Here is a 24,584-nt window from a genome sequence, read left to right as displayed (position 1 = left end):
GCAATTTTCCAATCGCCTATCCTTTAGACAGGAACACTGGACTAGGCAAGGCAAAGAGCACCGCGAATGGACGAGATTTCGTTTAAACCTCTGGTCTTTCGCCTCGGCAAGAGGTAACGCAGTCTGGAGTTACGGAGAGAAGTGTGGCGGCAGGTACAAACGACAAGCAGATGCGGGTGGCAGCCGTCATTGTGGCGGCTGGTCGCGGGGAACGCGCGGGCCAAAGCGTTGAAGGACCGAAGCAATATCGCAAGATCGGCGGTGAAGCGGTTCTGGCGCACACGCTGCGGGCATTTCTCGGCTGCCCGTTCATCCACGATGTCATTGTTGTCATCCACAAGGAAGACCAATCCCTCTTCGCCCAGGCGGCCGGAGACTATGCGGCACGCGTCACATGCGTGACCGGCGGGCCGACGCGGCAGGAATCAACCCGGCTCGGCCTGCTTGCCCTGAAAGACCAGGCGCCGGACCACGTGCTTATCCATGACGGTGTGCGGCCGTTCATCTCCACCGACCTGCTCGAGCGGGTAATTTTCAACCTGACGCCGCATATCGGCGTGCTGCCAGTGCTGGCGGTGTCCGATACGCTGAAGGCGGCGGGGCATGATGCCATGGTGAGTGCCACGGTGCCGCGTGCCGGGCTTTATGCGGCCCAGACGCCGCAGGCCTTTCCCTATGGGCCGATCATGGCCGCGCACGATGCCGCATTCGCCATCGGCCGTTCCGATTTCACCGATGATTCCGCCATTGCCGAGTGGCAGGGCCTGCCGGTGCGCATTGTCGAGGGATCGGCCGACAATACCAAACTCACCTGGGCAAAGGATATCGATATGGCTGATGACCGACTGTCGCAACGGCATGCCGCCTTCCCGGATGTGCGCACGGGCAATGGCTATGACGTGCATTCTTTCGAACCCGGCAATGGCGTGACGCTTGCCGGTGTCTTCATCGAACACGACCGCAAGCTCAACGGTCACTCCGACGCGGATGTCGCCTTGCATGCGCTGACCGACGCCCTTTTGGCCACACGCGGCGCGGGCGATATCGGCACGCATTTCCCGCCATCCGACCCGCAATGGAAAGGTGCAGCCTCGCATATTTTCGTCGAACACGCGGTCAGGATCGTCAAGGCGGCAGGCGGGCGCATCGCCAATGCCGATATCACCCTGATCTGCGAAGAACCGAAAGTCGGCCCGCACCGCGAGGCGATGACCGCGGCCCTGTCGAAAATGCTCGGGATTACGCCCGATCGTGTATCGGTCAAGGCGACGACCAATGAAAAAATGGGCTTTATCGGCCGCAAGGAAGGCATTGCCGCCATTGCCACGGCATCGGTGATTTATCCAGGGGGATTGCCGGAATGAGCGGACTGATCGCTGAGACAAAAGCCATCGCAGTTCTGCAGGCCTGCCGTGCCAGAGGCATGCTGCTTGCCACCGCGGAATCCTGCACAGGCGGGCTGATTGTAGCCTCCCTTACCGATATTGGCGGTTCGTCCGATGTGGTGGATCGCGGCTTCATCACTTATTCCAACGAAGCCAAGCACGATATGCTCGGCGTTCCCATGGATCTGATTGCAGCGCATGGCGCCGTATCGGAAGAAGTGGCGCTTGCCATGGCCGCGGGTGCCGTAAAACAGTCGCGCGCCGGCATCGCCGTAGCGGTGACGGGTGTCGCAGGACCCGGTGGCGGATCGGCGGCAAAGCCGGTTGGTCTCGTCTGGTTCGGTGTCGCTCTCAAGGGACAGGCACCGCAGGCTGTGCGTCATGTTTTTCCCGATCAGGGACGCGCGAGCATCCGGCAAAACGCCGTCGAAACGGCGCTCGATCTGGTGTTGAAGACGCTCGCCTCCTGAACTCAGGTGCGCGACACCCGGAACGCCATGCCGATGGATTCCGGCGTCACCGGCTTGAAGCCGAATTTTGCGTAGAGATGTTTGGCCGGGCCATCGGCGATAAGGCTGACATAGGCGCCATCAGGCGCTTCCGCCGCCACATAGTCCATCAGCGCTGCCATGATCTTCTTGCCCAGCCCGCGTGCCTGATGGGCGGGATCAACCGCTATGTCCACCACCTGATAGAAACAGCCGCGATCCCCGACAATGCGGCCCATGCCGACTGCCTTGCCGTCCAGTGTCACCGTCACGCCGCAAACCGTGTTGGGAAGTCCGATGAGAGCCGCCTCACGGCTCTTCGGACTCAAACCGGAAATCACCCGCAACCGGCAATAGTCGTCAACGGATGGTGCTTCCCTGTGAAGCGTGTAATCGGGCTCAGCGCCGCTCATCATTCTCTCCCAATCTGATTGCGCCGCAGTTCTAGCTGAATCGTCCCGTTGCGATCAATCATCCGGGACACGGAAACTTGCCATTCTTGACATCATCACCGCCGGCATGGGATATCGGTTCCATGATCGAGAATGACGTTTTGATTGTCGCGCGGATTGCCGGCATCCCAACAGGCGGGATGCAGGGACTTCGTGCACGCTGATCGAAAAGCGTAACTCGTCACCAGCAAACCCCGCCGGCAATGGACGGGGCTTTTTTATGGTGCGCGCCGTCCATCGGCATCAAGATGGAGAACGCAATGACACAGAATATCTATGATACGCCGGCCTTCTTTGAGGGCTACAGCCAGTTGGGCCGCTCGGTGGGCGGTCTTGCGAGCGCGGCCGAATGGCCTGCCCTGCAGGCGCTGATGCCAGACCTTCACGGCCTGCGCGCCGTTGATCTCGGTTGCGGTTTCGGCTGGTTTTCCCGCTGGGCGCGCGAGAACGGTGCCGCGGAGGTGCTCGGCCTCGATGTTTCGGAAAACATGCTGGCGCGGGCGCGATCGATGACACAAGACACGGCAATTTCCTATGATCAGGCCGATCTGGAGATGCTTGATCTTCCCGAGGCGTCTTTCGGCCTTGCCTACAGCTCGCTCACCCTGCACTACATCGACAATCTGGCCGGGCTGTTCAAGGCTGTGCACAAGGCGCTTGTGCCTGGAGCGGCGTTCATTTTCTCGATGGAACATCCCATCTTTATGGCACCATCCCGTCCCGGCTGGCTGATCGATGCGGATGGCCGCAAATCCTGGCCCGTCGACGGTTACCTGGTCGAGGGGCCGCGTGTGACGGACTGGCTGGCCAAGGGCGTCATCAAACAGCACCGGACAATCGGCACCATCCTCAATCTGTTGATAGCAGCCGGCTTCACGATCACTCACGTGGAGGAATGGAAGCCGACGAAGGAACAGATTGACGCAAGACCCGATCTTGCCGAGGAACTGGAGCGCCCGATGTTCCTGCTGGTTTCCGCACAGCGCTGAGGCCCATACGAGACCGTTCAGTTGAGAGAATCCGGGGGCTTCCAATGGCGCCCGGATTTTGATACGGCTCAACGCGGAAGAGTTTTGATCTGCCCGGAGTTTCATTTTGCCATCGTAAAGACCGGTCTCGCCTGTATTACCCTGTACTGCTGACAACGCGCGTTGTGTTACGGCAGTGCTGACACATGTTCAGCGGGTGGCAGAGTTAGAGGCCGGTTGGCAAAGCAAGCGTATGCTTTCAGCAGACGCATCGGCCCAAAACTCTTCTTCGTTCCCGAAAACGCCACACCGCGCTCAGTCCATGACTGTCTGACAGCCTTCTTGCTGAACTTCCAAAAGGAAGATCAAGACGGCATGTCCAATATTCTTAGCGTCCAATGGACCATTGTTCCAAGAACGGCTCCCCAGCCTCTCATCGCCTGCAGCCATTGCCGGTGCGTGCGGCCCTTCAAATCCAGCGGCAAGGCCCGGCTCAACGCCAATGGCCGCAAACTCGACGCCTGGCTCATCTACAAATGCACGGTCTGCGACAACACGTGGAACCGCACGATCTTTGAGCGCAGGCATGTCCGGGATATCGACCCGCAAACCCTGTCAGCGCTTCAGAGCAACGATCCGGAATGGCTCGAAGAGCTGGCGTTCAATCTGACGGAACTGCAACAGAAGACGAAGGACGGGACGGAATTCTCCGATGTTTTCGTCGCCAAGAAGCTTCTGTCGCAGGCATCGGATGTCACGCACCTGTCGATTGAGCTCAGACTGCCGTTGACAACAACCGTGCGCCTCGACCGGCTTCTGGCTTCGGAACTGGCTTTATCCCGCAGCCGGATACAGACACTGGAACGCGATGGCCTGCTGTCGACGGCGCCATCCGGTCGCAACATTCTGCGCAAAAGCATTGGAGACGGTCTGGCCGTTCTCATGGATATTTCCAACGAACCAGAACGCAGCAGGATCATGGATGCGGCAAGCAGACAGGTAAACAGCTGAAACAAGACACCCCACTGCGGCGATTCTTGCGGTGGGGAGTTTTAGTTATCCGGCAAATCAAAAAGACGGTTTTGCGTTATGAATCGCGCCCGTAAATCTGATCGGCGCGTTTTTCAAAGGCTTCGGTGAATTTCCGGAAGGCAATATCGAACATCGACCCCATCAAAAAACCGAGCGTGCGGCTTTTGAATTCATAATCGATGTAGAATTTGACCTCGGAATGTTCCGGGTTTGCCGAGGGCACGAACTGCCATTTGTTGTCGAGATAGCGGAACGGCCCGTCGACATATTTGGTCTCGATGACCTTCTCGTCCGGCTTGAGCAGGACCTGGCTGGTGAAAGTCTCGCGGATCAGCTTGTAGCCTACGGTCATATCGGCGATGAGCAGCGTCTTGCCGTCCCGTTCCTTGCGCGAACGCACCTTCAGGCTTTCGCACATCGGCAGGAACTGCGGATAGCTTTCCACATCCGCCACCAGATCGAACATCTGCTCGGCCCGATGCACCACGGGGCGTGTCGTATCGAACTTCGGCATTCAGTCAGCTTCTGTTGGCGTGCAGCGCCTCGCGTGCAGCCTTCAGCTTGGCGAAATCATCACCCGCATGGTGCGATGAGCGTGTCAGCGGGCTCGATGCAACCACCAGGAAGCCCTTGGTCTTGGCGATGGTCGCATAGGACTTGAATTCGTCTGGCGTGACATAGTTGAGGACCGGATGATGCTTGCGCGTCGGCTGCAGGTATTGGCCGATGGTCATGAAGTCGACATTGGCGGAACGCAGGTCGTCCATCAGCTGCAGGACTTCGTTGCGCTCTTCACCGAGCCCGACCATGATGCCGGATTTGGTGAAGATGGTCGGATCGAGTTCCTTCACCCGCTGCAACAGGCGGATGGAATGGAAGTAACGGGCACCCGGACGCACCTTGAGGTAGTTGGACGGCACCGTTTCCAGATTGTGGTTGAACACATCGGGGCGCGCGGCAACGACGATCTCGAGCGCGCCGTCCTTGCGCAGGAAATCGGGCGTGAGGATTTCAACCGTCGTACCGGGTGAAATCGCGCGGATCGCATTGATGACATCGGCAAAATGCTGGGCACCGCCATCGGGAAGATCGTCGCGGTCGACCGAGGTGATGACCACATGGGTCAGGCCCATCTTCTTGACGGCCTTGCCGACGTTTTCCGGCTCGTTCGGATCAAGCGCGGTCGGCAATCCCGTTGCGACGTTGCAGAACGCGCAGGCGCGGGTGCAGATTTCGCCCATGATCATGAAGGTGGCGTGCTTCTTGTCCCAGCACTCGCCGATGTTCGGGCAACCGGCCTCTTCGCACACGGTCACGAGACTGTGCGAGCGGACGATATCGCGCGTCTCGGCATAGCCCTTGGAAACCGGCGCCTTGACGCGAATCCAGTCCGGCTTCTTCAGAATTTCCGTATCCGGACGATGCGCCTTCTCCGGATGCCGCAGGCGCCGCTTTTGATCGATCGTATCGAGAACCGTTACCATCAGGACTTCCTAGTTTAATTCGAGGATCTGGCTTTGCCAAAAATCCACAGAATGATAATTGCGCCCGCCGTCGCAACGATCAGATTTCCAAAAAAGCCGTAAAAGTTGAAATTCAACAATCCGGCCAGCGTGCCGCCTACGAACGATCCGGCAATACCAACAAGAATATTGGTGAACAAGCCATGATTGCGGCTCATCGCCTTTTCGGCGATATATCCGGCGATAAAGCCGATGACCAGCATTCCGAAGAAACCGACACCGGGCATGCTCATGATACCGACTGGCTGATCCATCTTCCCTCGCTCGCCCTATCGTCCTGATGCAATCGCAATGGCACGAAACACCAGAGCCCATATAGCACCGAAAAGAAAACCACCCAAGCCGCAGGCCAATGTCACGATCCACACCCCGGTCCATCCGCCGATGGCAGTACCGTTGATGGATATGGTGTTGCCGGAAAGCAGACTCAAGGCAGACGCAGCAAACCCCAGCCCAAAGCCGATCAGGGTCGACCATTTGAGGATTGCCCATGACAGGCGGATCCAGGGTTTGCTGTCCTTGATGGTGACCAACGGACCGGAATTCCTTTCGCTATCAGGCGTTCAGTGCACGTCCATAGGCATCCAGCACGCTTTCCTTCATCGTTTCCGACAGGGTCGGATGCGGGAAGATCGTGTGCATCAGTTCTTCTTCAGTCGTTTCGAGGTTCATCGCAACCACGAAACCCTGGATCAATTCGGTCACCTCAGCACCGACGAGGTGGGCGCCGAGGAGCTGGCCGGTCTTCTTGTCAAAGACGGTCTTGACCATGCCCTGGTCTTCCCCAAGCGCAATCGCCTTGCCGTTGGCGACAAACGGGAAACGGCCGACACGGACGTCATAGCCTTCCGCTTTTGCCTTGGCTTCGGTCAAACCGACGGAAGCGACCTGCGGGTTGCAATAGGTGCAACCGGGGATCTTGGCCTTGTCCATCGGATGCACATTCGGCAGCCCGGCGATCTTCTCGACGCAGATGACAGCCTCGTGCTCGGCCTTGTGCGCCAGCATGGGCGGTCCAGCGACATCGCCGATGGCATAGACGCCGGGAACATTGGTCTTGCCATAGCCGTCGATGACGATGCAGCCGCGATCGGTCTTGATGCCGAGTGCCTCAAGGCCGATATTCTCGATATTGCCCTGCACGCCGACTGCCGAGACCATGCGGTCCGCGGTGATCTTTTCGACCTTGCCGTCCTTCTTTTCCACATGGGCGGTGATGGAATTGGCTGACTTCTCGACCTTGGTGACCTTGGCGTCGAGAATGATCTTCATGCCCTGCTTTTCGAACTGCTTGCGGGCAAAATTGGAAATCTCAGTGTCTTCAACCGGCATGACCTGCGACATGACTTCGACCACGGTTACATCGACGCCCATCGTGCGGTAGAACGATGCGAATTCGATACCGATGGCGCCAGAGCCCATGACGAGCAGCGACTTTGGCATTTCTTCCGGCTTCATCGCCTCGAAATAGGTCCAGATCAGCTTGCCATCCGGCTCGATACCCGGAAGCGCGCGCGGCCGGGCGCCTGTGGCAATAATGATGTGCTTTGCGGTGTAGGTGCCCTCGCCCAGCGTATTCTTGGGCAGCGGCGCCTGCGGCTCAACCGGCTTCTTGGTGGTCTTGGATACGACGATCTCGCCGGGCTTGGTCAGCTTGGCCTCGCCCCAGATGACATCGACCTTGTTCTTCTTCATCAGGAAGCCGACGCCGCCATTCATGCGTTCGGCAATGCCGCGCGAGCGGGCGACGATGGCCTTGAGGTCAGCGGTCACGCTGCCTTCGACCTTGAGTCCGTAATTCTTCGCGTGTTCGGCGTAATGAAAGATTTCAGCCGAGCGCAGCAGCGCCTTTGTCGGTATGCAACCCCAGTTGGAGCAGATACCGGCGAGATGCTCGCGCTCCACGATGGCCGTCTTCAATCCCAGCTGCGCGGAACGGATAGCGGCGATATAGCCGCCCGGGCCGGAACCAATGATGATCACGTCGTAAGTATTGGCCAAGTCTCGGTCCTCCTAAGACTGAACTAAATATCGAGTATGCCTCGAACGATTGGTGCAATGGCCTTGCCGATTGCCCGTGTATTGTCTGCATCCAGATGCACGCCATCGACAGGCGATGTCTTCGCCACCGATCCCGCATCGAAAAACGCGCAATCGGCCTGCCGGGCGGCATCTTCAAAAAAGGCGGCGAGCAGGCGGGACTGTTCGATGCCCTGCTCGAACACCAGCCGGAATTCCGGTCCGTCCGTCTCGCCCAGCGGCGGCGGCGACATGATCAGGATGTCAGGCGCTTTCGCATCAAGCTGGTACGGTGCCGTGCGGATGATCTCGATCAGCCGCTGCATGCCGCGCTTGGCGCCTAACGCATTGCCGCAGATAAAGCTCTTCATGTCGTTGGTGCCGAGCATGACGATCACCAGATCGAGCGGAGAATGCGTGCCAAGGGCCGTGGTCAGCGTCTTGGCAGCATTGCGTTCAAACCCTGAGAGATGGTCGTCGAAGGCGGTTGTCCGCCCGTTCAGACCATCCGCGACAACGCTGACGCTGCCGCCAAGCCCGGCCTGCAAAACCTGCGGCCAACGATCCTCCAGCGCATGGCGTCCTGACCCGTCGGGAACATACCCCCAGGTCAGTGAATCGCCATAGCAGAGTACCGTTTTCATTGTCGGCCTCAGACCAGCATGCCCATCGGGTTTTCAATGTGGCGCTTGAAGGCCTGAGCAAGCTCGGCACCCAGGGCTCCATCGACGGCGCGGTGATCGGTCGAAAGCGTCACGGACATGACCGTGGCGACCTTGATCTCACCCTTCTTGACGACCGCCCGCTCTTCACCCGCACCGATTGCCAGAATGGTGGCATGCGGCGGGTTGATGATGGCGGCGAAGTCTTTCACGCCGAACATGCCAAGGTTGGAAACCGCTGTCGTGCCGCCCTGATATTCCTCGGGCTTCAGCTTGCGGTCGCGGGCACGCTTGGCCAGATCCTTCATCTCGTTGGAGATGGTGGACAAGGTCTTTTCCTCGGCTCTGCGGATGATCGGCGTGATCAGGCCGCCGGGGATCGACACGGCAACGCCCACATCGGAATGCTTGTGCTTGACCATGTTGGCTTCGGTCCAGGACACATTGGCGTCTGGAACATCGCGCAGGGCCAGAGCCATCGCCTTGATGATCATGTCGTTGACGGACAGTTTGTAGGCGGGAACGTCGCCCTTTTCCGTCTTGCGCATCGGCGATGCCGCATTGATCTGGGCACGCAGCGCCAACAGTGCATCAAGTTCGCAATCGACCGTCAGATAGAAATGCGGAACCGTCGACTTGGCTTCCAAGAGACGCTTGGCAATCGTCTTGCGCATGCCGTCATGCGGCACGAGCTCGTAAGAGCCTTCCTCGAACAGTTTCAGCACCGTATCGTCGGACATCGGCTTGGGTGCTGCCGCGGGTGCAGATGCGCTTGCAGCCGGAGCTGCAGCCGCCTTGGCTCCGCCACCGGAGATTGCTGCCTCGACGTCTTTCTTGATGACGCGGCCATGCGGGCCGGAACCCGTTACAGCGGAAAGATCGATACCGGCGTCTTTGGCGATGCGGCGGGCCAGCGGCGAGGAGAATGTCCGGTCGCCGGACTTTGCCGGAGCAGCAGCGGCGGCGGCTGGTGCCGCCGGTGCTGGTGCCGCTTCCTTGGGCGCTTCGGCCTTGGCGGGCGCTGGTGCGGCTTCTGCTTTCGCAGGAGCAGCGTCGCCGCCCTTGGCAGCAGCGCCGACATCTTCGCCGTCCGCCGCCAGAATGGCGATCAGCGCATTAACCTTGACGCCTTCCGTACCGGCGGGGACCACGATCTTGGCGACCGTGCCCTCATCGACCGCTTCGACTTCCATCGTTGCCTTGTCGGTTTCGATCTCGGCAATCACATCGCCGGGACCAACCTTATCGCCTTCCTTGACAAGCCATTTGGCAAGATTGCCCTCTTCCATCGTGGGAGAAAGAGCCGGCATGGTGATATTGATCGGCATATCGATTTCCTCCCCTTTATGCTGTGTATGTCACAGCTTTGACGGCCTCGACGATTTCAGCGACGCTCGGCAATGCCAGCTTTTCCAGATTGGCGGCGTAAGGCATCGGAACGTCCTTGCCGGCAATCGTCAAGATCGGCGCATCGAGATAATCGAAAGCCTGCTGCATGACGCGGGTGGCAATTTCCGTACCGACCGAGGACTGCGGATAGCCTTCCTCGATGGTGACGCAGCGGCCGGTCTTCTTGACCGATTCGACAATCGTCGGAATGTCCATCGGACGGATGGTGCGCAGATCGATGATCTCAGCATCGATGCCAAGCTTCGTCAGTTCTTCCGCTGCCTTGACCGTATAGTTCATGCCGATACCGAAGGAGACGAGCGTAACGTCCGTGCCCTTCTTGTGGATGCGGGCCTTGCCGATCGGCAGGACGAAATCATCAAGCTTCGGCACATCGAAGGAATGACCGTAGAGGATTTCGTTTTCGAGGAAGATGACCGGGTTCGGATCGCGGATCGCCGCCTTCAGCAGACCCTTCGCATCGGCAGCCGTGTAGGGCATGACGACCTTGAGGCCCGGAATATGGCTGTACCATGCGGCATAGCACTGGGAGTGCTGGGCAGCAACGCGGGCAGCCGCACCGGAAGGACCACGAAACACCATCGGCGCGCCCATCTGGCCGCCGGACATGTAGAGCGTCTTGGCCGCCGAATTGATGATCTGGTCAATCGCCTGCATGGCGAAGTTGAAGGTCATGAATTCAACGATCGGACGCAGACCGGTCATCGCCGCACCAACACCCACACCGGCAAAGCCGTGTTCGGTGATCGGCGTATCGACAACGCGGCGCGGGCCGAATTCGTCGAGCAACCCTTGCGTGATCTTGTAGGCACCCTGATATTCGGCGACTTCTTCACCCATGACGAAGACGTTGGGATCACGGCGCATTTCTTCGGCCATGGCGTCGCGCAGGGCTTCACGCACGGTGGTCGATACCATCTCGGTGCCTGCCGGAATATCCGGATCGGCGGCAACTTCGGTCTTCGGTGCAGCCGGAACAGTTGTGGCGGGCTTTGCAGCCTCCGCTTCGTGCTGCGGGGCTGCTTCCGCCTTGGCAGGCGCTTCGGCTGCAGCAGCCTTTGGCGCGCTATCGGCGCTTTCACCGTCGCCCAGGAGAACGGCGATGACGGTATTGACCTTCACATTGTCGGTGCCTTCGGCAACAAGAATCTTGCCGATGGTGCCTTCATCGACCGCTTCCACTTCCATCGTCGCCTTGTCGGTTTCGATTTCTGCGAGAACGTCGCCGGAGGTGACCTTGTCACCTTCCTTTTTCAGCCATTTCGACAGTTTGCCCTCTTCCATGGTCGGCGAGAGCGCTGGCATCAGAATATCTACAGGCATGGTTGCGCCTCCCTTAGAGCAGAATGTCGGTATAGAGCTCGGATGCATCCGGCTCCGGATCGGACTGGGCGAAATCCGCTGCGTCGGCAACGATGTCGCGAACGTCCTTGTCGATCTTCTTCAGGTCGTCCTCGCTGGACCAGCCCTTGTCGATCAACCGGCTCTTCACCTGCTCGATGGGATCGTGTTCGGAGCGCATCTTCTGCACTTCGTCCTTGGAACGGTATTTGGCCGGATCCGACATGGAGTGACCACGATACCGGTATGTCTGCATTTCCAGGATCATCGGGCCTTTGCCGGAGCGCGCCCAGGCCGTGGCTTCTTCGCCGGCAGCCTGAACAGCGCGGACATCCATGCCATCGACCTGAATACCGGGAATGTTGAAGGAAATGCCGCGACGGGAGAAATCGGTTTCGGCCGAAGCGCGGGAAACCGCCGTACCCATGGCGTAACGATTGTTTTCGATGATGTAGATGACCGGCAGCTTCCAGAGCGCCGCCATGTTGAAGCTTTCGTAGACCTGGCCCTGGTTGGCCGCGCCATCACCGAAATATGCCAGGGAGACATTGCCGTTGTCGCGGTAGCGATTGGCAAAAGCGAGGCCCGTACCAAGGGAGACCTGCGCGCCGACGATGCCGTGACCGCCGTAAAAGTTCTTCTCTTTCGAGAACATGTGCATGGAGCCGCCCTTGCCCTTGGAAAGGCCGCCGCGGCGTCCGGTCAGTTCGGCCATGACGCCCCGGGCGCTCATGCCGCAGGCCAGCATGTGGCCGTGATCGCGATAACCGGTGATGACCTGATCGCCTTCGACCAGTGCGGCCTGCATGCCGGTCACAACGGCTTCCTGACCGATATAGAGATGGCAGAAACCGCCGATGAAACCCATGCCGTAGAGCTGGCCGGCCTTTTCTTCGAAGCGCCGGATCAGCAGCATTTCGCGGTAGGCGTGGAGCTCCTGCTCCTTTGTGTACTCGATTGGTTTTGGTGCTTTGACAGCAGAGGTCTGCGCAGAACGCGCAGGGCTTTTTTTCGCCCTCGTAGCCATATCTCACTCCCTGTTATTTTGTCGGACGACAATAGCAGCCGGAGCAGAACTTACAATATGCAGAATTGAATAAGAGCTATGCAAATAAGACGTTCAAAACGCACGATAAAAAGCGAATTAACCGGAATTCAGTTAATAGTTAAATCACCCGAGCCACGCATAATTGTGACTTCGTCCGGCCGCGATACATTCAACGCCTTGCGGGCCTGTTCATCTAACATGTCCCGCTCGATTGTTCCATCATGCATAAGTTGCACTTCCCGTTCAAGCTCCGTGCGCGATGCCTTGACCGCGTCGTACTGGGCACGCAGCAACCGGGTCTGATCCTGCAGCTTGATGGTGGAGTAGAGACCGTATTCACCGTGATAGGCATGAAAACCGAAATAGGCGAAAAACATCGTGGCAAGGATCGGCACGACAAGCCGCCCGCGATTGGTTTTCCGTCTCTGTTTTGTCCACATGGCAAATGACCCGAAGGGATGCGGAATCAGGTCACGATGGCCCGATTAGTCACATGGCCATAAAACAATGTTTTGCTTAACAGCCGATTAAATTCGCCGCTCCGACTGCTCCGGGCAACCCCGCCAAAACAAAATGGCGGGCACAGGGCCCGCCATCTCGATCACACGTGAATGCGCTCGTATCAGAGGCCGCGGAAAATCCCGCGGCCGGCATAGCGGGCCTGCGGTCCAAGTTCCTGCTCGATGCGGATCAGCTGGTTGTACTTGGCGATCCGGTCGGAGCGGGAAAGAGAGCCGGTCTTGATCTGCCCGCAATTGGTGGCGACGGCGAGATCGGCAATCGTTGAGTCTTCGGTTTCACCGGAGCGGTGCGACATGACGGCGGTATAGCCAGCGCGATGCGCCGTATCGACCGCGTCGAAGGTTTCCGACAGTGTGCCGATCTGGTTGACCTTGACGAGAATGGAATTGGCCACGCCCATCTTGATGCCATCGCGCAAACGGGCCGAATTGGTGACGAAGAGATCGTCGCCGACGAGCTGGCACTTGTCGCCGATTAGATCGGTCAGGTATTTCCAGCCTTCCCAGTCATCTTCGGACATGCCGTCTTCGATGCTGATGATCGGATAGTCAGCTGCCAGCTTGGCCAGATACTTTGCCTGGGTCTTCGGATCGCGGCTCTTCTTCTCGCCTTCATAGACGTAATTGCCGTCCTTGAAGAATTCGGTTGCAGCGCAATCCAGACCGATGGCGATTTCTTCGCCCGGCTTGAAACCGGCTTTCTCGATGGATTCCATGATGAAGTCCAATGCAGCCGGTGCCGTCTTCAGGTTTGGCGCAAAACCGCCCTCGTCGCCCACATTGGTGTTGTGGCCGGCATCCTTCAGGCGCTTCTTCAGCGTGTGAAAGACTTCCGCACCGTAACGCACGGCTTCCGCCAGCGACGATGCGCCAACCGGGAGAATCATGAATTCCTGAAAATCGATGGGATTGTCGGCATGCGCGCCGCCGTTGATGATGTTCATCATCGGTACCGGCAGGACATGGGCGTTGGGTCCGCCGAGATAGCGGTAGAGCGGCAGGCCGGAGGATTCAGCGGCGGCCTTGGCAACGGCGAGCGATACGCCGAGAATGGCGTTGGCGCCAAGACGGCTCTTGTTCGGCGTGCCATCGAGATCGATCATGGTCTTGTCGATGTGAATCTGGTTTTCCGCATCCAGGCCGCCGATCGCATCGAACAGCTCGCCATTGACCGCATCGACAGCCTTCAAAACACCCTTGCCGAGATAGCGTGTGCCGCCATCGCGCAGTTCAACAGCTTCATGTGCACCCGTCGATGCGCCGGATGGAACCGCGGCGCGGCCCAGGGAGCCGTCTTCGAGAATGACGTCGACCTCAACAGTCGGGTTCCCGCGACTATCCAGAATTTCACGGCCAATAATATCGACAATAGCAGTCATAAGGCTTTTCCTTCAATTTGCATTGGGCAGCATTCGCCACTGGAATAGCGAATGAAGATGACAAGGAAAATCCCCATGAGGACGATTTGTTGATCAAAACAGAAAAAAGGCCGTCAGAGACGGCCTTTTCCTGAAAATCAACTCATGCCGCCTTGGCGATCCGGTCGAACTCCAGCAGCTTTTCCAGAAGGCGCGGCATCTGGTCGAGCGGCACCATGTTCGGACCGTCCGATGGCGCATTGTCCGGGTCCTGGTGCGTTTCGATGAACACACCAGCCACGCCAACAGCAACTGCGGCCCGCGCCAGCGTCTCGACAAATTCGCGCTGCCCGCCGGTGGAGCCACCCTGCCCGCCCGGCTGCTGCACGGAATGCGTGGCATCAAAAATGACCGGCGCGCCGAAACCCGCCATGATCGGCAGCGAGCGCATGTCGGATACCAGCGTGTTGTAGCCAAAGGAGGCGCCGCGCTCGGTCACCATCACATTCGGATTGCCGCTTTCCGTTACCTTGGCGATGACATTCTTCATGTCCCAGGGTGCGAGGAACTGGCCCTTCTTGATGTTGACCACCTTGCCGGTCCTGGCGGCGGCGATCAGCAAATCGGTCTGACGGCAGAGAAATGCCGGGATCTGCAGCACATCGACCACCTCGCCCAGAACCGCGCACTGCTCTTCCGTGTGCACGTCGGTCAGCGTCGGCAGTCCGAACTCCTTGCGGATATCGGCGAAAACCGGCAGCGAATTCTCAAGGCCAAAGCCACGCTTGCCGGTCAGCGACGTCCGGTTGGCCTTGTCGAAGCTTGACTTGTAGACCAGTCCGATGCCGAGCTTGCCCGTCAGTTCCTTCAGCGCGCCCGCCATGTCGAAGGCATGCTGGCGGCTCTCCATCTGGCACGGACCGGCAATCAGTGAAAACTGGGCCGTATTGGAAAAGGCAACCGGACCGGCGGAGACAGTGGAATTCAGGGACATCAGGCAGCCTCAAATACAATGGCAGCGCCCTGTCCCGGTGCCTTGTGCACAATCAGGCGGGAGCCGCGCTTTTCGGTGGAGATATTGTTGTTGGCAAGCAGCGTTTCAACTGCCGCCAGATCACGGACGCCAACGACAAAGGCCTGCAGGCGCAGACCCCGCTCGTTTTCCGGTGCATCAAGACCAAGAAAGGATCGAAGGCCGGCAGGCGTCAGCACGGTGATATTGGCATTGGCAGCACGGATATCCATGCCGAAGGAATGGGCGTTGACGTCGCGCTGGTTGACCAGTTCCTGCAAGGGATACTGGAAATCCGTCGGATTGACTTCCGACAGCACGATTTCGCGCAAACCTACCGCACCATTTCTGTGAGTTTGCAGGGCCGAACGATCGACTTTCGGTGGATTGACACGTTCGCAAGTGAAGAAAAACGCATCCGGCGCCCGCAGATCGGCGGCAAAGGCAAGGCGAAAGCCCGCCACCCCTTCTGCGCCATCGGGTGTTTTAAAGCCCCGGGAAAATTCCAGCATTCGACCCGCGGAAATTCCCGATTGCACAAACGCATCATTGTCCGCATTGGCATCCTGCGTACCCATGACCAGTGCGGAAAAGCCGTCCTGACCATTGCGGAAACGATAGGCCTGGTCGCGGGCGACGAAGACATTGCCGTTGCGCGCCTCGATTTCACAGGTTTCGCGCTGGGCAATGGCGAGCGGCTCCAGAAATGTGTCATCGCTGAAGAAAACGCAGGCATTCTCGGTGCCGAAAGGATGGACGCCAGCAGGCGCCACGGTAAAGCCGAGTGTTTCAAGACGCCGGCGCGCCGTATCGAGATCCGCCGTTGGCAGAACCAGATGATCGACAGGCCGGGGGGTGCGCGGTGAAATGGTGGTCATGGGGAAAGGGTGTGCCTTAAAGAGCAATGCAATTCAAGCCACACCCCGTATAGATTTAGACCAGCCGGCTCTGATCCATGGCCGCCCGAATGAACGAGGCGAACAGCGGATGCGGTTCAAACGGCCGTGATTTCAGTTCCGGATGGTACTGGACGCCGATGAACCATGGATGATCGGCATATTCGATGGTCTCAGGCAGAACGCCGTCCGGCGACATGCCCGAAAACACCAGACCGCAATCTTCCAGACGGTCCTTGTAGTCGATGTTCACTTCATACCGGTGACGATGCCGCTCGAATATATCGGTCGAGCCATAGATGTCGGCAATCCGTGTACCGGATTTCAGCATGGCTTCGTAGGCGCCAAGACGCATGGTGCCGCCGAGATCGCCAGCCTGCGTGCGCTTCTCCAGCATGTTGCCCTTGAGCCATTCAGTCATAAGACCGACGACCGGTTCATTCGTCGGGCCAAACTCGCTGGACGATGCCTTTTCGACGCCAGCCAGTGAACGGGCCGCCTCGATGACCGCCATCTGCATGCCGAAGCAGATACCGAAATACGGCACCTTTTTCTCGCGGGCGAATTTTGCCGCCAGAATCTTGCCTTCCGAACCGCGCTCGCCAAAGCCGCCCGGCACCAGAATGCCATGCACCTTCTGCAGGTAAGGCGTCGGGTCTTCCTGTTCGAAGATTTCCGATTCGATCCAGTCGAGATTGACCTTCACCTTATTGGCCATACCGCCATGGTGCAGGGCTTCGATCAGCGACTTGTAGGCATCCTTGAGGCCGGTGTACTTGCCGACAACGGCGATGGTGACCTCGCCTTCCGGATTGTGGATACGCTTGCTGACCTCATCCCAACGCTCCATGCGGGGCTTTGGCGCGGGATCGATCCCGAATGCCGCCAGGACTTCCGAATCGAGGCCTTCCCTGTGATAGGCCATCGGAACGTCATAGATCGTATCGACATCGAGTGCCTGAATGACCGCGGACGAGCGGACATTGCAGAACAGCGACAGCTTGCGGCGTTCCGATTCCGGAATCTCGCGATCCGCACGAATCAGCAGAATGTCAGGTGCAATACCGATCGAGCGCAGTTCCTTGACGGAGTGCTGGGTCGGCTTGGTCTTCAGTTCGCCCGCTGCGGGGATGTAGGGCATCAAGGTCAGGTGGATATAGACAGCGCTGCCGCGCGGCAGATCGTTGCCGAGCTGGCGGATCGCCTCAAGAAACGGCATCGCTTCGATATCGCCGACCGTACCGCCGATTTCGCACAGGACAAAATCATAGTCCTGATTGCCGTCAACGATGAAATTCTTGATCTCATCGGTCACGTGCGGAATCACCTGAACGGTCGCGCCGAGGTAGTCGCCCCTGCGTTCCTTCTCGATGATGTTGCGGTAGATGCGTCCGGTGGTGATATTGTCCTGCTTGTTGGCAGGACGCCCCGTAAAGCGCTCGTAATGACCAAGATCGAGGTCAGTTTCAGCGCCATCGTCGGTCACAAAGACCTCGCCGTGCTGATACGGCGACATCGTGCCGGGGTCGACGTTGAGATAAGGATCAAGCTTGCGAATCCGTACACGGTATCCACGAGCCTGAAGGAGGGCTGCCAAAGCAGCTGCGGCGATGCCTTTTCCGAGGGAAGAAACCACGCCGCCAGTGATGAAAACATATCGGGCCATGGGCTTATCTCGTTAGTCCTTTGTGAGTGATTTGGCCACAAAAAAATCGGCCTGAAAGCCGTTTTTCCCGTGCCAATATCTTTTTCAAACAAACAAAACGGCCAGACATTATGTCTGGCCGTTTCAATTCAGCGACGAATAGTTCTTACAGTACAACCACTTCCGTGCCAACAGTGACGCGGTTGTAAAGATCGATCACGTGATCATTGACCATGCGGAAGCAGCCGTTTGAAGCTGAACTGCCGATGGTCCATGGCTGCACGGTACCGTGGATACGGATATAGGTATCCTTGTTGCCCTGTGAAAGGTAGAGAGCGCGCGCGCCGAGCGGATTGCCTGGACCACCGTCCATGCCGTTCTCATACTTGGCGTAATGATTTGGTTCGCGCTCGATCATTTCCTTGGTCGGGATCCAACGGGGCCATTCGCGTTTGGTGCGGATTTCGGCCGTGCCCTTGAATTCAAGGCCTTCCTTGCCGACGGCAATGCCGTAGCGGCGTGCGGTCGTGGGCGATTCAACAAGATAAAGGAACTTCTGCTTCGGGTCGATGACGATGGTGCCGGTCTTGTAACCGGTGAAGGACACATCCTGCGGCAGATATTTCGGGTCCAGCGAGTAGTTGCGCTTGGCGGCCGCCGCGGTTGCGCGGGCGGGCTTGCGGACCTGCGACACCTTGGCTGGTTTGGCTGTGGAAGCGGTTGGCGCCGTATCAACCTTTGCCGCATCGGCGGGCGTTGCGGCCGTATTGACGGTAGACTGAGCGAAGGCTGATCCGGACATGGCCAGAACAGAAATTCCGATGAGCAGAGAGCGACGTGAAATCATAGTGTTAGTTCCCGGATAATATGCACGCGCCATCAGCGGCGCTTGCCAGGCCCCCTAGGCCAAACCTGACTATGGCGATATCCGAAGACTGTTTTTCACTCAATGCAAATCACCGTGAAGAACTGTCCGGACTGATTCTTCACCGCCAAGGGTTGCGGAAGCGCAACACATTTGCCGCGCATCCGTAAAGAATCAGTTTCCGCGGCCGTTACTGGGAATTGGGAACCGGGTTGGCAGGCTGTGCTGGCGCGGCCGGAGCAGCGGGCGCAGGCGCTGTTGATTCGGCCGGTGCCGGAGCCGCTGGCGCAGGTGCCGCGTTACCCGATGCGGCCGGTGCCGGAGTGCCGGATACCGGCTGCGTGGTTGTCGCAGCGCCTGGAAGCTGGTTGAGAATGCCGCCCGATCCTGGCTGGCCACCGGTTGCAGGCTGTCCGCCCGTCGTTGCCGGAATACGGTTGAGAATATCCGTCGGGCTTTCGGCATAGCGGGACATGATGCCGAGCGCCAGGGACGTGATGAAAAAGCCCGTTGCAAGAATTGCCGTTGCCCGCGTGAGCACGTTGGCAGCACCGCGTGCGCTCATGAAACCCGAGCCGCCACCGATTCCAAGACCGCCACCTTCAGAGCGCTGCATCAGCACAACTCCAACGAGGGCAAGTACAATCAGAAGGTGAATGACGATAACGACGGTTTGCATGGGGTATTTTCTGCTTTCTAGGTGTCGGACGCGGCTCTTTACACCGTATCTCGTAATAAACCAAGCCCGTCAGCGGACAGTTTTCTCGGCAATTCGGCGCTTTCGATGCTCTTCAGAGCGAATGATACGCTTCACAGATGGCCAGGAAGTCCACAGCTTTCAAGCTCGCACCGCCGACAAGTGCGCCGTCGACGTTCTCGATGCCCAGAAGTTCAACCGCGTTGGAGGGCTTTACCGAGCCGCCATAGAGAATGCGCTGCCGCGCTCCCTGCCCTCCAAAACGCGCTGCCAGTGCCGCGCGGATTGACGCGTGAACCTCGCGGACATCCTCGGCGGTCGGCGTCAATCCCGTGCCGATGGCCCATACCGGCTCATAGGCGATCACCGTATTGGCAGCGGTGGCGCCATCGGGAATGGAACCGGCCAGCTGCGTTGCAATAATATCGAGTGTCGCTCCGGCCTTGCGCTGTGCCTCGGTTTCGCCGATGCAGATGATCGCAACCAGTCCGGCGTCCCATGCCGCCACGGCCTTGGCGTTGACCATGGCATCGGTTTCACCGTGATCCGTGCGCCGCTCCGAATGCCCGACAATGACATGCGACGCGCCAGCATCCTTCAACATGGCAGCCGAGATGTCACCCGTGTGCGCACCGGACTTTTTCGCGTGGCAATCCTCGCCGCCAATGTGAAGCGCCTCGCCTTCCACCGACTGGGCTGCCCGGAAAACAAGCGTGGCCGGCACGCAGATCAGTGCGTCGATCTTCTCGCCGATGGCTGAATTCGGCCGGTTGACGATAATACGCAGTTCATCCAGGGACTCTCCGGTCCCGTTCATTTTCCAGTTACCGGCGACGAGTGGACGGACATCAGGGGTCATTCGGCGTTCCTCAAGACGATAGATTTGATGATTTCTCGGTCATTTGATTGTCTGACTAGCAAATTCACTTGATAAAGCAATCGACACAAGCCCTTCATGACGCTATTCCCCTAGGCAATTCAATGTGAGCCTCATACTGTTACGGTGACTTTCTATGCTCGATTCCTTGCGCGACGTGGCCCAGACCTGGGTAGCCAAGCTGCTTCTCGCTCTTCTTGGCGTCAGTTTTGTTGGCTGGGGCGTTTCCAATACCATTCTCAGCGCCGTCGGCCATGGATCGGCAATCAGTGCCGGAAGTTCGAAAGTCTCACCGGTCGAGTATCGTCTGGCCTATGACCGGCAGCTTGCCGCCCTGCAGCAGCGTTTTGGCCAGCGTTTTACACGTGAACAGGCCGATGCCATCGGTGTGAGCAATCAGGTCCAGGCGCAGCTTGTCGCCGGTGTGGTGCTCGATGAGGAAGCGCGGAAGATGTCGCTCGGTCTGTCAAAGGACCGTCTGGCGCAGCTGGCTGCCGAAGATCCGGCGTTTCAGGGTCCCGATGGCCGCTTCAATCCCGGCCAGTTTGATCTGGTGCTGCGCAATGCCGGCATGACCCCGCAGGGCTATCTCGACAGCCGCAGCAAGATTGCCCGCCGCCAGCAGATCGTCGAAGCCGTCGCCGATGGCATCACGGTACCTGATACGCTGCTGAAGGCAGTCGCGACCTACAAGGGCGAATCCCGCACCATCGATTACGTCTCGATGCCCAAATCCTTCATCACCGACATCCCTGCCCCCAGCGATGCGGACCTGAAGACCTATTTCGACGCGAACAAGGAAGCTTACGCAGCGCCGCAATATCGCAAGATCACCTACGTCAAGCTTGAGCCCAAGGACATTGCCGACCAGGCGTCGGTTTCGCCGGAAGAGATCAAGGCGGAATACGACAAGAACATCGCGCGCTACACCTCGCCGGAAACCCGCACCATCGAACAGCTGACCTTTGCCAATGCCGATGCCGCCAAGGCTGCGCACGACCGTCTGGCAGCAGGTACGTCGTTCGAAGATGAGGTAAAGGCCGAAGGCAAGACGATGAGCGATGTCGGCCTTGGCACATTCCAGCGCAATGCCCTGCCCGACCAGACAATTGCCGATGCCATCTTCAAGCTTCAGGCCGGCGGTGTCAGCGACGTGATCACCGGTGCCTTTGGCCCGGTCATCGTGCGTGTAACCGCCGCTGCACCGCAAGTCATCAAGCCGCTTTCCGAGGTGGAGAAGGATATTCGCGAGACGATCGCGCTTTCCCTGGCAGCATCCTCTGTCATGTCCGTGCACGACGCCTATGAAAATGCACGGGCCGACGGCGCAACCATGGCCGATGCCGCCGCCAAGCAAAACCTCAAGATGGTGACCATTGACGCCGTCGATCAGTCGGGCCGCGGACCGGACGACAAGGAGATTCCCGGTATTCCGTTCGGTGAAAACCTTCTGGCCGCCGCCTTCCTCGCCGACCAGGGGTTTGACAACGAGCCGCTCAACATCGGTCCGAACAGTTTCCTCTGGTATGATGTCACCGGCATCACCCCGGCACGCGACCGCACGCTCGATGAGGTGAAGGCACGGGTCACCGACAACTGGCGGACGGCGGAACTTGAAAAACGCCTCAACGAGAAGGCCGAGGAAGTGCGCAAGCGCGTCGCCTCCGGCACGTCGCTTGACGACATCGCGGCTGAATTCAAATTCACCAAGGAAACCAAACGCGGCATCACGCGCCAGTCAAAGGATACCGACCTTGGCGTGGGCGGCGTTGCCTCGGTGTTTGACGGCCCGAACGGCCTTGTCGGCGTGACTGAATCGGCGGCGGACCAGTCGAAGCTGATCTTCAAAGTGACGGAATCGATCGAACCTGTGAATGTGGGACCGGACTCGCTGACCAAGGCGGAGAAGGATTCCTTCACATCGCGGTTGTCGGACGACCTGCTCGACCAGCTGGTCATGCAGTTGCAGACCGTCTATCCCGTCACCATCAACAAGACCGTTATTGATCAGGCGCTTGCCCGCCAGTGAATGCAGTGAGATCCGGGAATGGCTGAACTGAAACGTTTCATCGGCATTGCGGCAGCGGGAAAAGCGCTTTCCCGCGAGGAAGCCGTGGAAGCTTTCGACATCATGATGTCGGGACAGGCAACCCCGGCGCAGATCGGCGCCCTGCTGATGGCGCTGAGGGTGCGCGGCGAACAGGTTGACGAGATTGCCGGTGCCGTCTCGGCCATGCGCTCGAAGATGCTTCCCGTGAAGGCCGTGCCCGGCGCTATCGATATCGTCGGCACCGGCGGCGACCAGTCGGGTTCCTATAATGTTTCAACCTGCGCCGCCTTTGTCGCGGCTGGCGCCGGTGTCCCGGTGGCCAAGCACGGCAATCGCGCCCTGTCTTCGCGCTCCGGTGCGGCTGACACGCTGGCGGCTCTTGGCATCAACATTGAAATCGGCCCCGATCTGATCTCCACCTGCATCGAGGAAGCCGGTATCGGTTTCATGTTCGCGCCGTCGCATCATCCGGCGATGAAGCATGTCGGTCCGGCCCGGGTCGAACTTGGCACCCGCACCATCTTCAATCTGCTGGGACCATTGACCAATCCTGCCGGCGTTACCCGCCAGCTCGTCGGCGTCTACGCGCCGGAGTGGGTGGAACCCATCGCGCAGGTGCTCAAGAACCTCGGTTCGCAATCCGTATGGGTTGTGCATGGCGACGGTCTTGATGAAATCACCACGGCGGGCGTCACCAAAGTCGCCGCTCTTGAAAACGGCGTCATCCGCACCTTCGAGATCGAGCCGGAGGCCTTCGGCCTGCGCCTGGTCGATCCTCAGGATCTCAAGGGCGGAACGGCGGAAGAGAATGCGGTTTCGCTGCTCTCCGTTCTCGATGGCGCGCATGGCGCCTATCGCGACATCACCCTGTTCAATGCGGGCGCTGGCCTGGTTGTCGCCGGCGTCGCGAGCGATCTGAAAACCGGCATCAGCATGGCCGCCCATTCCATCGACAGCGGTGCGGCGCGACATGTGCTAAAGAAGCTGGTGCATGTATCCAACAGCAAGGCCGACTGACCATGGTTGATATTCTTCGCAAGATAGAAGCCTACAAGCGTGAAGAGATTGCTGCCGCCAAGACGCGTTGGAGCGTCGATGAACTCAAGGCCCGGATCAGCGATCAGGACGCACCGCGCGGTTTCCTCAATGCTTTGCGCCAGAAGCGCGCGGCCAACGCATTCGGCCTGATTGCCGAGATCAAGAAGGCGAGCCCGTCAAAAGGCCTGATTCGCCCTGATTTCGATCCGCCTGCGCTGGCCAGGGCCTATGAACATGGCGGTGCGGCCTGCCTTTCCGTGCTGACCGATGCGCCGTCGTTTCAGGGTGCGCCGGAGTTTTTGACCGCTGCCCGCGCCGCCGTCAGCCTGCCCGCCCTGCGCAAGGATTTCCTCTTCGACACCTATCAGGTGTTTGAAGCCCGCAGCTGGGGTGCCGATTGCATTCTGATCATCATGGCCAGCGTCGACGATGCCCTGGCGGCAGCGCTCGAAGAGACGGCCATGGCGCTCGGCATGGATGTGCTGGTCGAGGTGCATGATGAGGCCGAGATGGAACGGGCGCTAAAACTGACCTCGCCTCTTCTTGGCATCAACAACCGCGATCTGCGCACGTTCCATGTGGATCTCGCCGTATCGGAACGGCTGGCCAGAACGGTGCCTTCGGACAAACTGCTCGTCAGCGAAAGCGGTGTCTTCACCCATGCGGACTGCCAGCGTCTTGCCCAATCCGGCATTGGCACGTTCCTTGTCGGCGAAAGCCTGATGCGCCAGAGCGATGTGGCGGCGGCCACCCGCACGCTTCTGCATGGCTCGACGGACCAGCAGACAAGCGCCGCATGACAACCGCACCGAAGCTGACCCATCTCGACAGTAGCGGCGCGGCCCATATGGTCGATGTCGGCGGCAAGGCTGAGACCGAACGGGTTGCTATGGCCGAAGGGTCCGTGCGGATGCTGGCGGAAACACTCGACCTGATCCTGTCCGGCAATGCCAAGAAGGGTGATGTCATCGGCACGGCGCGCATCGCCGGGATCATGGCCGCCAAGAAAACCCATGAGCTTATTCCGCTCTGCCATCCGCTGCTTCTGAACAAGATCAGTGTCGATATCGATGCCGACAAGGCCCTGCCGGGGCTGCGGGTGCGTGCCACGGTCAAGCTGACGGGTAAAACCGGTGTTGAAATGGAAGCGCTTACCGCGGTTTCCATTGCATGCCTGACGATCTACGACATGGCAAAAGCCGCCGATAAGGGTATGATCATTCAGGATATTCGCCTGTTGCAGAAATCGGGCGGAAAATCGGGCGATTGGTCCGCGGAAACTTCAAACGGGAATTGA

The 24,584-nt window shown here is 58.9% G+C and carries 26 protein-coding genes; 8 read left to right on the top strand and 18 right to left on the bottom strand.

What is annotated here, in order from left to right:
- Window positions 1-170: 170 nt before the first annotated feature.
- Both ACTJJ7_RS00700 and ACTJJ7_RS00695 read left to right on the top strand, forming a co-directional pair.
- On the top strand, window positions 171-1,364 hold the full coding sequence (locus tag ACTJJ7_RS00700; RefSeq protein ID WP_130269521.1) for a bifunctional 2-C-methyl-D-erythritol 4-phosphate cytidylyltransferase/2-C-methyl-D-erythritol 2,4-cyclodiphosphate synthase: 1,194 nt from the start codon (window positions 171-173) through the stop codon (window positions 1,362-1,364).
- A complete protein-coding gene (locus tag ACTJJ7_RS00695; RefSeq protein ID WP_440964795.1) occupies window positions 1,361-1,855 on the top strand; it encodes a CinA family protein in 495 nt (164 codons plus the stop codon). The genes ACTJJ7_RS00700 and ACTJJ7_RS00695 overlap by 4 nt, the downstream gene beginning before the upstream one ends.
- Window positions 1,856-1,857: 2 nt before the next feature.
- Here the strand turns inward: ACTJJ7_RS00695 and ACTJJ7_RS00690 are convergent, their stop codons facing one another.
- Window positions 1,858-2,286, bottom strand: coding sequence for a GNAT family N-acetyltransferase (locus tag ACTJJ7_RS00690; protein WP_130269309.1), 429 nt, complete (start codon window positions 2,284-2,286; stop codon window positions 1,858-1,860).
- Between the two features lie 299 nt (window positions 2,287-2,585).
- Between ACTJJ7_RS00690 and ACTJJ7_RS00685 the strand changes: the two genes are divergently transcribed.
- Complete coding sequence (locus ACTJJ7_RS00685; protein WP_440964793.1) at window positions 2,586-3,314, top strand: class I SAM-dependent methyltransferase; 729 nt, start codon at window positions 2,586-2,588, stop codon at window positions 3,312-3,314.
- Window positions 3,315-3,668: 354 nt separating this feature from the next.
- Entirely contained in the window at window positions 3,669-4,304 is a 636-nt protein-coding gene (locus tag ACTJJ7_RS00680; RefSeq protein ID WP_440964791.1) for a DUF1062 domain-containing protein, read from the top strand.
- A 76-nt stretch (window positions 4,305-4,380) separates the two neighbouring features.
- On the opposite strand, the gene ACTJJ7_RS00675 is transcribed toward ACTJJ7_RS00680, so the two are convergent.
- The 17 genes from ACTJJ7_RS00675 to tpiA form a co-directional block, all read right to left on the bottom strand.
- Complete coding sequence (locus ACTJJ7_RS00675; RefSeq protein ID WP_105732851.1) at window positions 4,381-4,839, bottom strand: type II toxin-antitoxin system RatA family toxin; 459 nt, start codon at window positions 4,837-4,839, stop codon at window positions 4,381-4,383.
- A 4-nt stretch (window positions 4,840-4,843) separates the two neighbouring features.
- A complete protein-coding gene (gene lipA / locus ACTJJ7_RS00670; RefSeq protein WP_105732852.1) occupies window positions 4,844-5,809 on the bottom strand; it encodes a lipoyl synthase in 966 nt (321 codons plus the stop codon).
- Between the two features lie 14 nt (window positions 5,810-5,823).
- Window positions 5,824-6,102: a GlsB/YeaQ/YmgE family stress response membrane protein gene (locus ACTJJ7_RS00665; protein ID WP_223614997.1), complete on the bottom strand. Its 279-nt coding sequence runs from the start codon at window positions 6,100-6,102 to the stop codon at window positions 5,824-5,826.
- Window positions 6,103-6,117: 15 nt separating this feature from the next.
- Complete coding sequence (locus tag ACTJJ7_RS00660; protein ID WP_425374693.1) at window positions 6,118-6,381, bottom strand: hypothetical protein; 264 nt, start codon at window positions 6,379-6,381, stop codon at window positions 6,118-6,120.
- A gap of 22 nt (window positions 6,382-6,403) precedes the next feature.
- Window positions 6,404-7,849, bottom strand: coding sequence for a dihydrolipoyl dehydrogenase (gene lpdA, locus ACTJJ7_RS00655; protein WP_105732854.1), 1,446 nt, complete (start codon window positions 7,847-7,849; stop codon window positions 6,404-6,406).
- Window positions 7,850-7,872: 23 nt separating this feature from the next.
- Window positions 7,873-8,511 (bottom strand): SGNH/GDSL hydrolase family protein, encoded by a 639-nt coding sequence (locus ACTJJ7_RS00650; RefSeq protein WP_105732855.1) that lies wholly within the window; start codon window positions 8,509-8,511, stop codon window positions 7,873-7,875.
- Between the two features lie 8 nt (window positions 8,512-8,519).
- Window positions 8,520-9,857, bottom strand: coding sequence for a pyruvate dehydrogenase complex dihydrolipoamide acetyltransferase (locus ACTJJ7_RS00645; RefSeq protein WP_130269303.1), 1,338 nt, complete (start codon window positions 9,855-9,857; stop codon window positions 8,520-8,522).
- A gap of 16 nt (window positions 9,858-9,873) precedes the next feature.
- Window positions 9,874-11,262: a pyruvate dehydrogenase complex E1 component subunit beta gene (locus tag ACTJJ7_RS00640; protein ID WP_440964787.1), complete on the bottom strand. Its 1,389-nt coding sequence runs from the start codon at window positions 11,260-11,262 to the stop codon at window positions 9,874-9,876.
- Between the two features lie 13 nt (window positions 11,263-11,275).
- Window positions 11,276-12,307, bottom strand: coding sequence for a pyruvate dehydrogenase (acetyl-transferring) E1 component subunit alpha (pdhA, locus tag ACTJJ7_RS00635; protein WP_105732858.1), 1,032 nt, complete (start codon window positions 12,305-12,307; stop codon window positions 11,276-11,278).
- A gap of 128 nt (window positions 12,308-12,435) precedes the next feature.
- Entirely contained in the window at window positions 12,436-12,768 is a 333-nt protein-coding gene (locus tag ACTJJ7_RS00630) for an FtsB family cell division protein (RefSeq protein WP_105732859.1), read from the bottom strand.
- Between the two features lie 182 nt (window positions 12,769-12,950).
- Window positions 12,951-14,228 carry a phosphopyruvate hydratase gene (eno, locus tag ACTJJ7_RS00625; protein ID WP_105732860.1) on the bottom strand — a complete coding sequence of 426 codons (1,278 nt, stop codon included), beginning with the start codon at window positions 14,226-14,228 and terminating at the stop codon, window positions 12,951-12,953.
- Between the two features lie 142 nt (window positions 14,229-14,370).
- Window positions 14,371-15,204: a 3-deoxy-8-phosphooctulonate synthase gene (kdsA, locus tag ACTJJ7_RS00620; protein WP_105732861.1), complete on the bottom strand. Its 834-nt coding sequence runs from the start codon at window positions 15,202-15,204 to the stop codon at window positions 14,371-14,373.
- Window positions 15,201-16,097 (bottom strand): VOC family protein, encoded by an 897-nt coding sequence (locus ACTJJ7_RS00615; protein ID WP_440964784.1) that lies wholly within the window; start codon window positions 16,095-16,097, stop codon window positions 15,201-15,203. Before ACTJJ7_RS00615 ends, kdsA begins: the two co-directional genes overlap by 4 nt.
- A gap of 55 nt (window positions 16,098-16,152) precedes the next feature.
- Window positions 16,153-17,781, bottom strand: coding sequence for a CTP synthase (locus ACTJJ7_RS00610; RefSeq protein WP_105732863.1), 1,629 nt, complete (start codon window positions 17,779-17,781; stop codon window positions 16,153-16,155).
- A 145-nt stretch (window positions 17,782-17,926) separates the two neighbouring features.
- Entirely contained in the window at window positions 17,927-18,607 is a 681-nt protein-coding gene (locus ACTJJ7_RS00605; RefSeq protein WP_105732864.1) for a L,D-transpeptidase, read from the bottom strand.
- 208 nt (window positions 18,608-18,815) lie between these two features.
- A complete protein-coding gene (gene secG, locus ACTJJ7_RS00600) occupies window positions 18,816-19,304 on the bottom strand; it encodes a preprotein translocase subunit SecG (protein WP_105732865.1) in 489 nt (162 codons plus the stop codon).
- A gap of 112 nt (window positions 19,305-19,416) precedes the next feature.
- On the bottom strand, window positions 19,417-20,181 hold the full coding sequence (gene tpiA, locus ACTJJ7_RS00595; protein ID WP_105732866.1) for a triose-phosphate isomerase: 765 nt from the start codon (window positions 20,179-20,181) through the stop codon (window positions 19,417-19,419).
- A 154-nt stretch (window positions 20,182-20,335) separates the two neighbouring features.
- Here tpiA and ACTJJ7_RS00590 point away from each other — a divergent pair, with 154 nt between their 5' ends.
- From ACTJJ7_RS00590 to moaC, 4 genes are read left to right on the top strand one after another with little or no spacing between them, the layout of a single operon-like run.
- A complete protein-coding gene (locus ACTJJ7_RS00590; protein ID WP_105732867.1) occupies window positions 20,336-22,228 on the top strand; it encodes a SurA N-terminal domain-containing protein in 1,893 nt (630 codons plus the stop codon).
- A gap of 18 nt (window positions 22,229-22,246) precedes the next feature.
- Entirely contained in the window at window positions 22,247-23,266 is a 1,020-nt protein-coding gene (gene trpD, locus ACTJJ7_RS00585; protein WP_105732868.1) for an anthranilate phosphoribosyltransferase, read from the top strand.
- A 2-nt stretch (window positions 23,267-23,268) separates the two neighbouring features.
- Window positions 23,269-24,087: an indole-3-glycerol phosphate synthase TrpC gene (gene trpC / locus ACTJJ7_RS00580; protein WP_440964781.1), complete on the top strand. Its 819-nt coding sequence runs from the start codon at window positions 23,269-23,271 to the stop codon at window positions 24,085-24,087.
- Complete coding sequence (gene moaC / locus ACTJJ7_RS00575; RefSeq protein ID WP_440964779.1) at window positions 24,084-24,584, top strand: cyclic pyranopterin monophosphate synthase MoaC; 501 nt, start codon at window positions 24,084-24,086, stop codon at window positions 24,582-24,584. Before trpC ends, moaC begins: the two co-directional genes overlap by 4 nt.

Origin of the sequence: Phyllobacterium sp. 22229 (genome assembly GCF_052056495.1) — a bacterium.
GTDB lineage: Bacteria > Pseudomonadota > Alphaproteobacteria > Rhizobiales > Rhizobiaceae > Phyllobacterium > Phyllobacterium myrsinacearum.
The sequence above is the reverse complement of the archived record's forward strand: the minus strand, read 5'-3'. Positions and strand labels throughout refer to the sequence as shown.

Bases quoted from the DNA above. Each gene is read 5' to 3' on its own strand.
- ACTJJ7_RS00700 (WP_130269521.1), top strand. From the start codon at position 171: ATGCGGGTGGCAGCCGTCATTGTGGCGGCTGGTCGCGGGGAACGCGCG.
- ACTJJ7_RS00695 (WP_440964795.1), top strand. From the start codon at position 1,361: ATGAGCGGACTGATCGCTGAGACAAAAGCCATCGCAGTTCTGCAGGCC.
- ACTJJ7_RS00690 (WP_130269309.1), bottom strand. From the start codon at position 2,286: ATGAGCGGCGCTGAGCCCGATTACACGCTTCACAGGGAAGCACCATCC.
- ACTJJ7_RS00685 (WP_440964793.1), top strand. From the start codon at position 2,586: ATGACACAGAATATCTATGATACGCCGGCCTTCTTTGAGGGCTACAGC.
- ACTJJ7_RS00680 (WP_440964791.1), top strand. From the start codon at position 3,669: ATGTCCAATATTCTTAGCGTCCAATGGACCATTGTTCCAAGAACGGCT.
- ACTJJ7_RS00675 (WP_105732851.1), bottom strand. From the start codon at position 4,839: ATGCCGAAGTTCGATACGACACGCCCCGTGGTGCATCGGGCCGAGCAG.
- lipA (WP_105732852.1), bottom strand. From the start codon at position 5,809: ATGGTAACGGTTCTCGATACGATCGATCAAAAGCGGCGCCTGCGGCAT.
- ACTJJ7_RS00665 (WP_223614997.1), bottom strand. From the start codon at position 6,102: ATGGATCAGCCAGTCGGTATCATGAGCATGCCCGGTGTCGGTTTCTTC.
- ACTJJ7_RS00650 (WP_105732855.1), bottom strand. From the start codon at position 8,511: ATGAAAACGGTACTCTGCTATGGCGATTCACTGACCTGGGGGTATGTT.
- ACTJJ7_RS00645 (WP_130269303.1), bottom strand. From the start codon at position 9,857: ATGCCGATCAATATCACCATGCCGGCTCTTTCTCCCACGATGGAAGAG.
- ACTJJ7_RS00640 (WP_440964787.1), bottom strand. From the start codon at position 11,262: ATGCCTGTAGATATTCTGATGCCAGCGCTCTCGCCGACCATGGAAGAG.
- pdhA (WP_105732858.1), bottom strand. From the start codon at position 12,307: ATGGCTACGAGGGCGAAAAAAAGCCCTGCGCGTTCTGCGCAGACCTCT.
- ACTJJ7_RS00630 (WP_105732859.1), bottom strand. From the start codon at position 12,768: ATGTGGACAAAACAGAGACGGAAAACCAATCGCGGGCGGCTTGTCGTG.
- eno (WP_105732860.1), bottom strand. From the start codon at position 14,228: ATGACTGCTATTGTCGATATTATTGGCCGTGAAATTCTGGATAGTCGC.
- ACTJJ7_RS00615 (WP_440964784.1), bottom strand. From the start codon at position 16,097: ATGACCACCATTTCACCGCGCACCCCCCGGCCTGTCGATCATCTGGTT.
- ACTJJ7_RS00610 (WP_105732863.1), bottom strand. From the start codon at position 17,781: ATGGCCCGATATGTTTTCATCACTGGCGGCGTGGTTTCTTCCCTCGGA.
- ACTJJ7_RS00605 (WP_105732864.1), bottom strand. From the start codon at position 18,607: ATGATTTCACGTCGCTCTCTGCTCATCGGAATTTCTGTTCTGGCCATG.
- secG (WP_105732865.1), bottom strand. From the start codon at position 19,304: ATGCAAACCGTCGTTATCGTCATTCACCTTCTGATTGTACTTGCCCTC.
- tpiA (WP_105732866.1), bottom strand. From the start codon at position 20,181: ATGACCCCTGATGTCCGTCCACTCGTCGCCGGTAACTGGAAAATGAAC.
- ACTJJ7_RS00590 (WP_105732867.1), top strand. From the start codon at position 20,336: ATGCTCGATTCCTTGCGCGACGTGGCCCAGACCTGGGTAGCCAAGCTG.
- trpD (WP_105732868.1), top strand. From the start codon at position 22,247: ATGGCTGAACTGAAACGTTTCATCGGCATTGCGGCAGCGGGAAAAGCG.
- trpC (WP_440964781.1), top strand. From the start codon at position 23,269: ATGGTTGATATTCTTCGCAAGATAGAAGCCTACAAGCGTGAAGAGATT.
- moaC (WP_440964779.1), top strand. From the start codon at position 24,084: ATGACAACCGCACCGAAGCTGACCCATCTCGACAGTAGCGGCGCGGCC.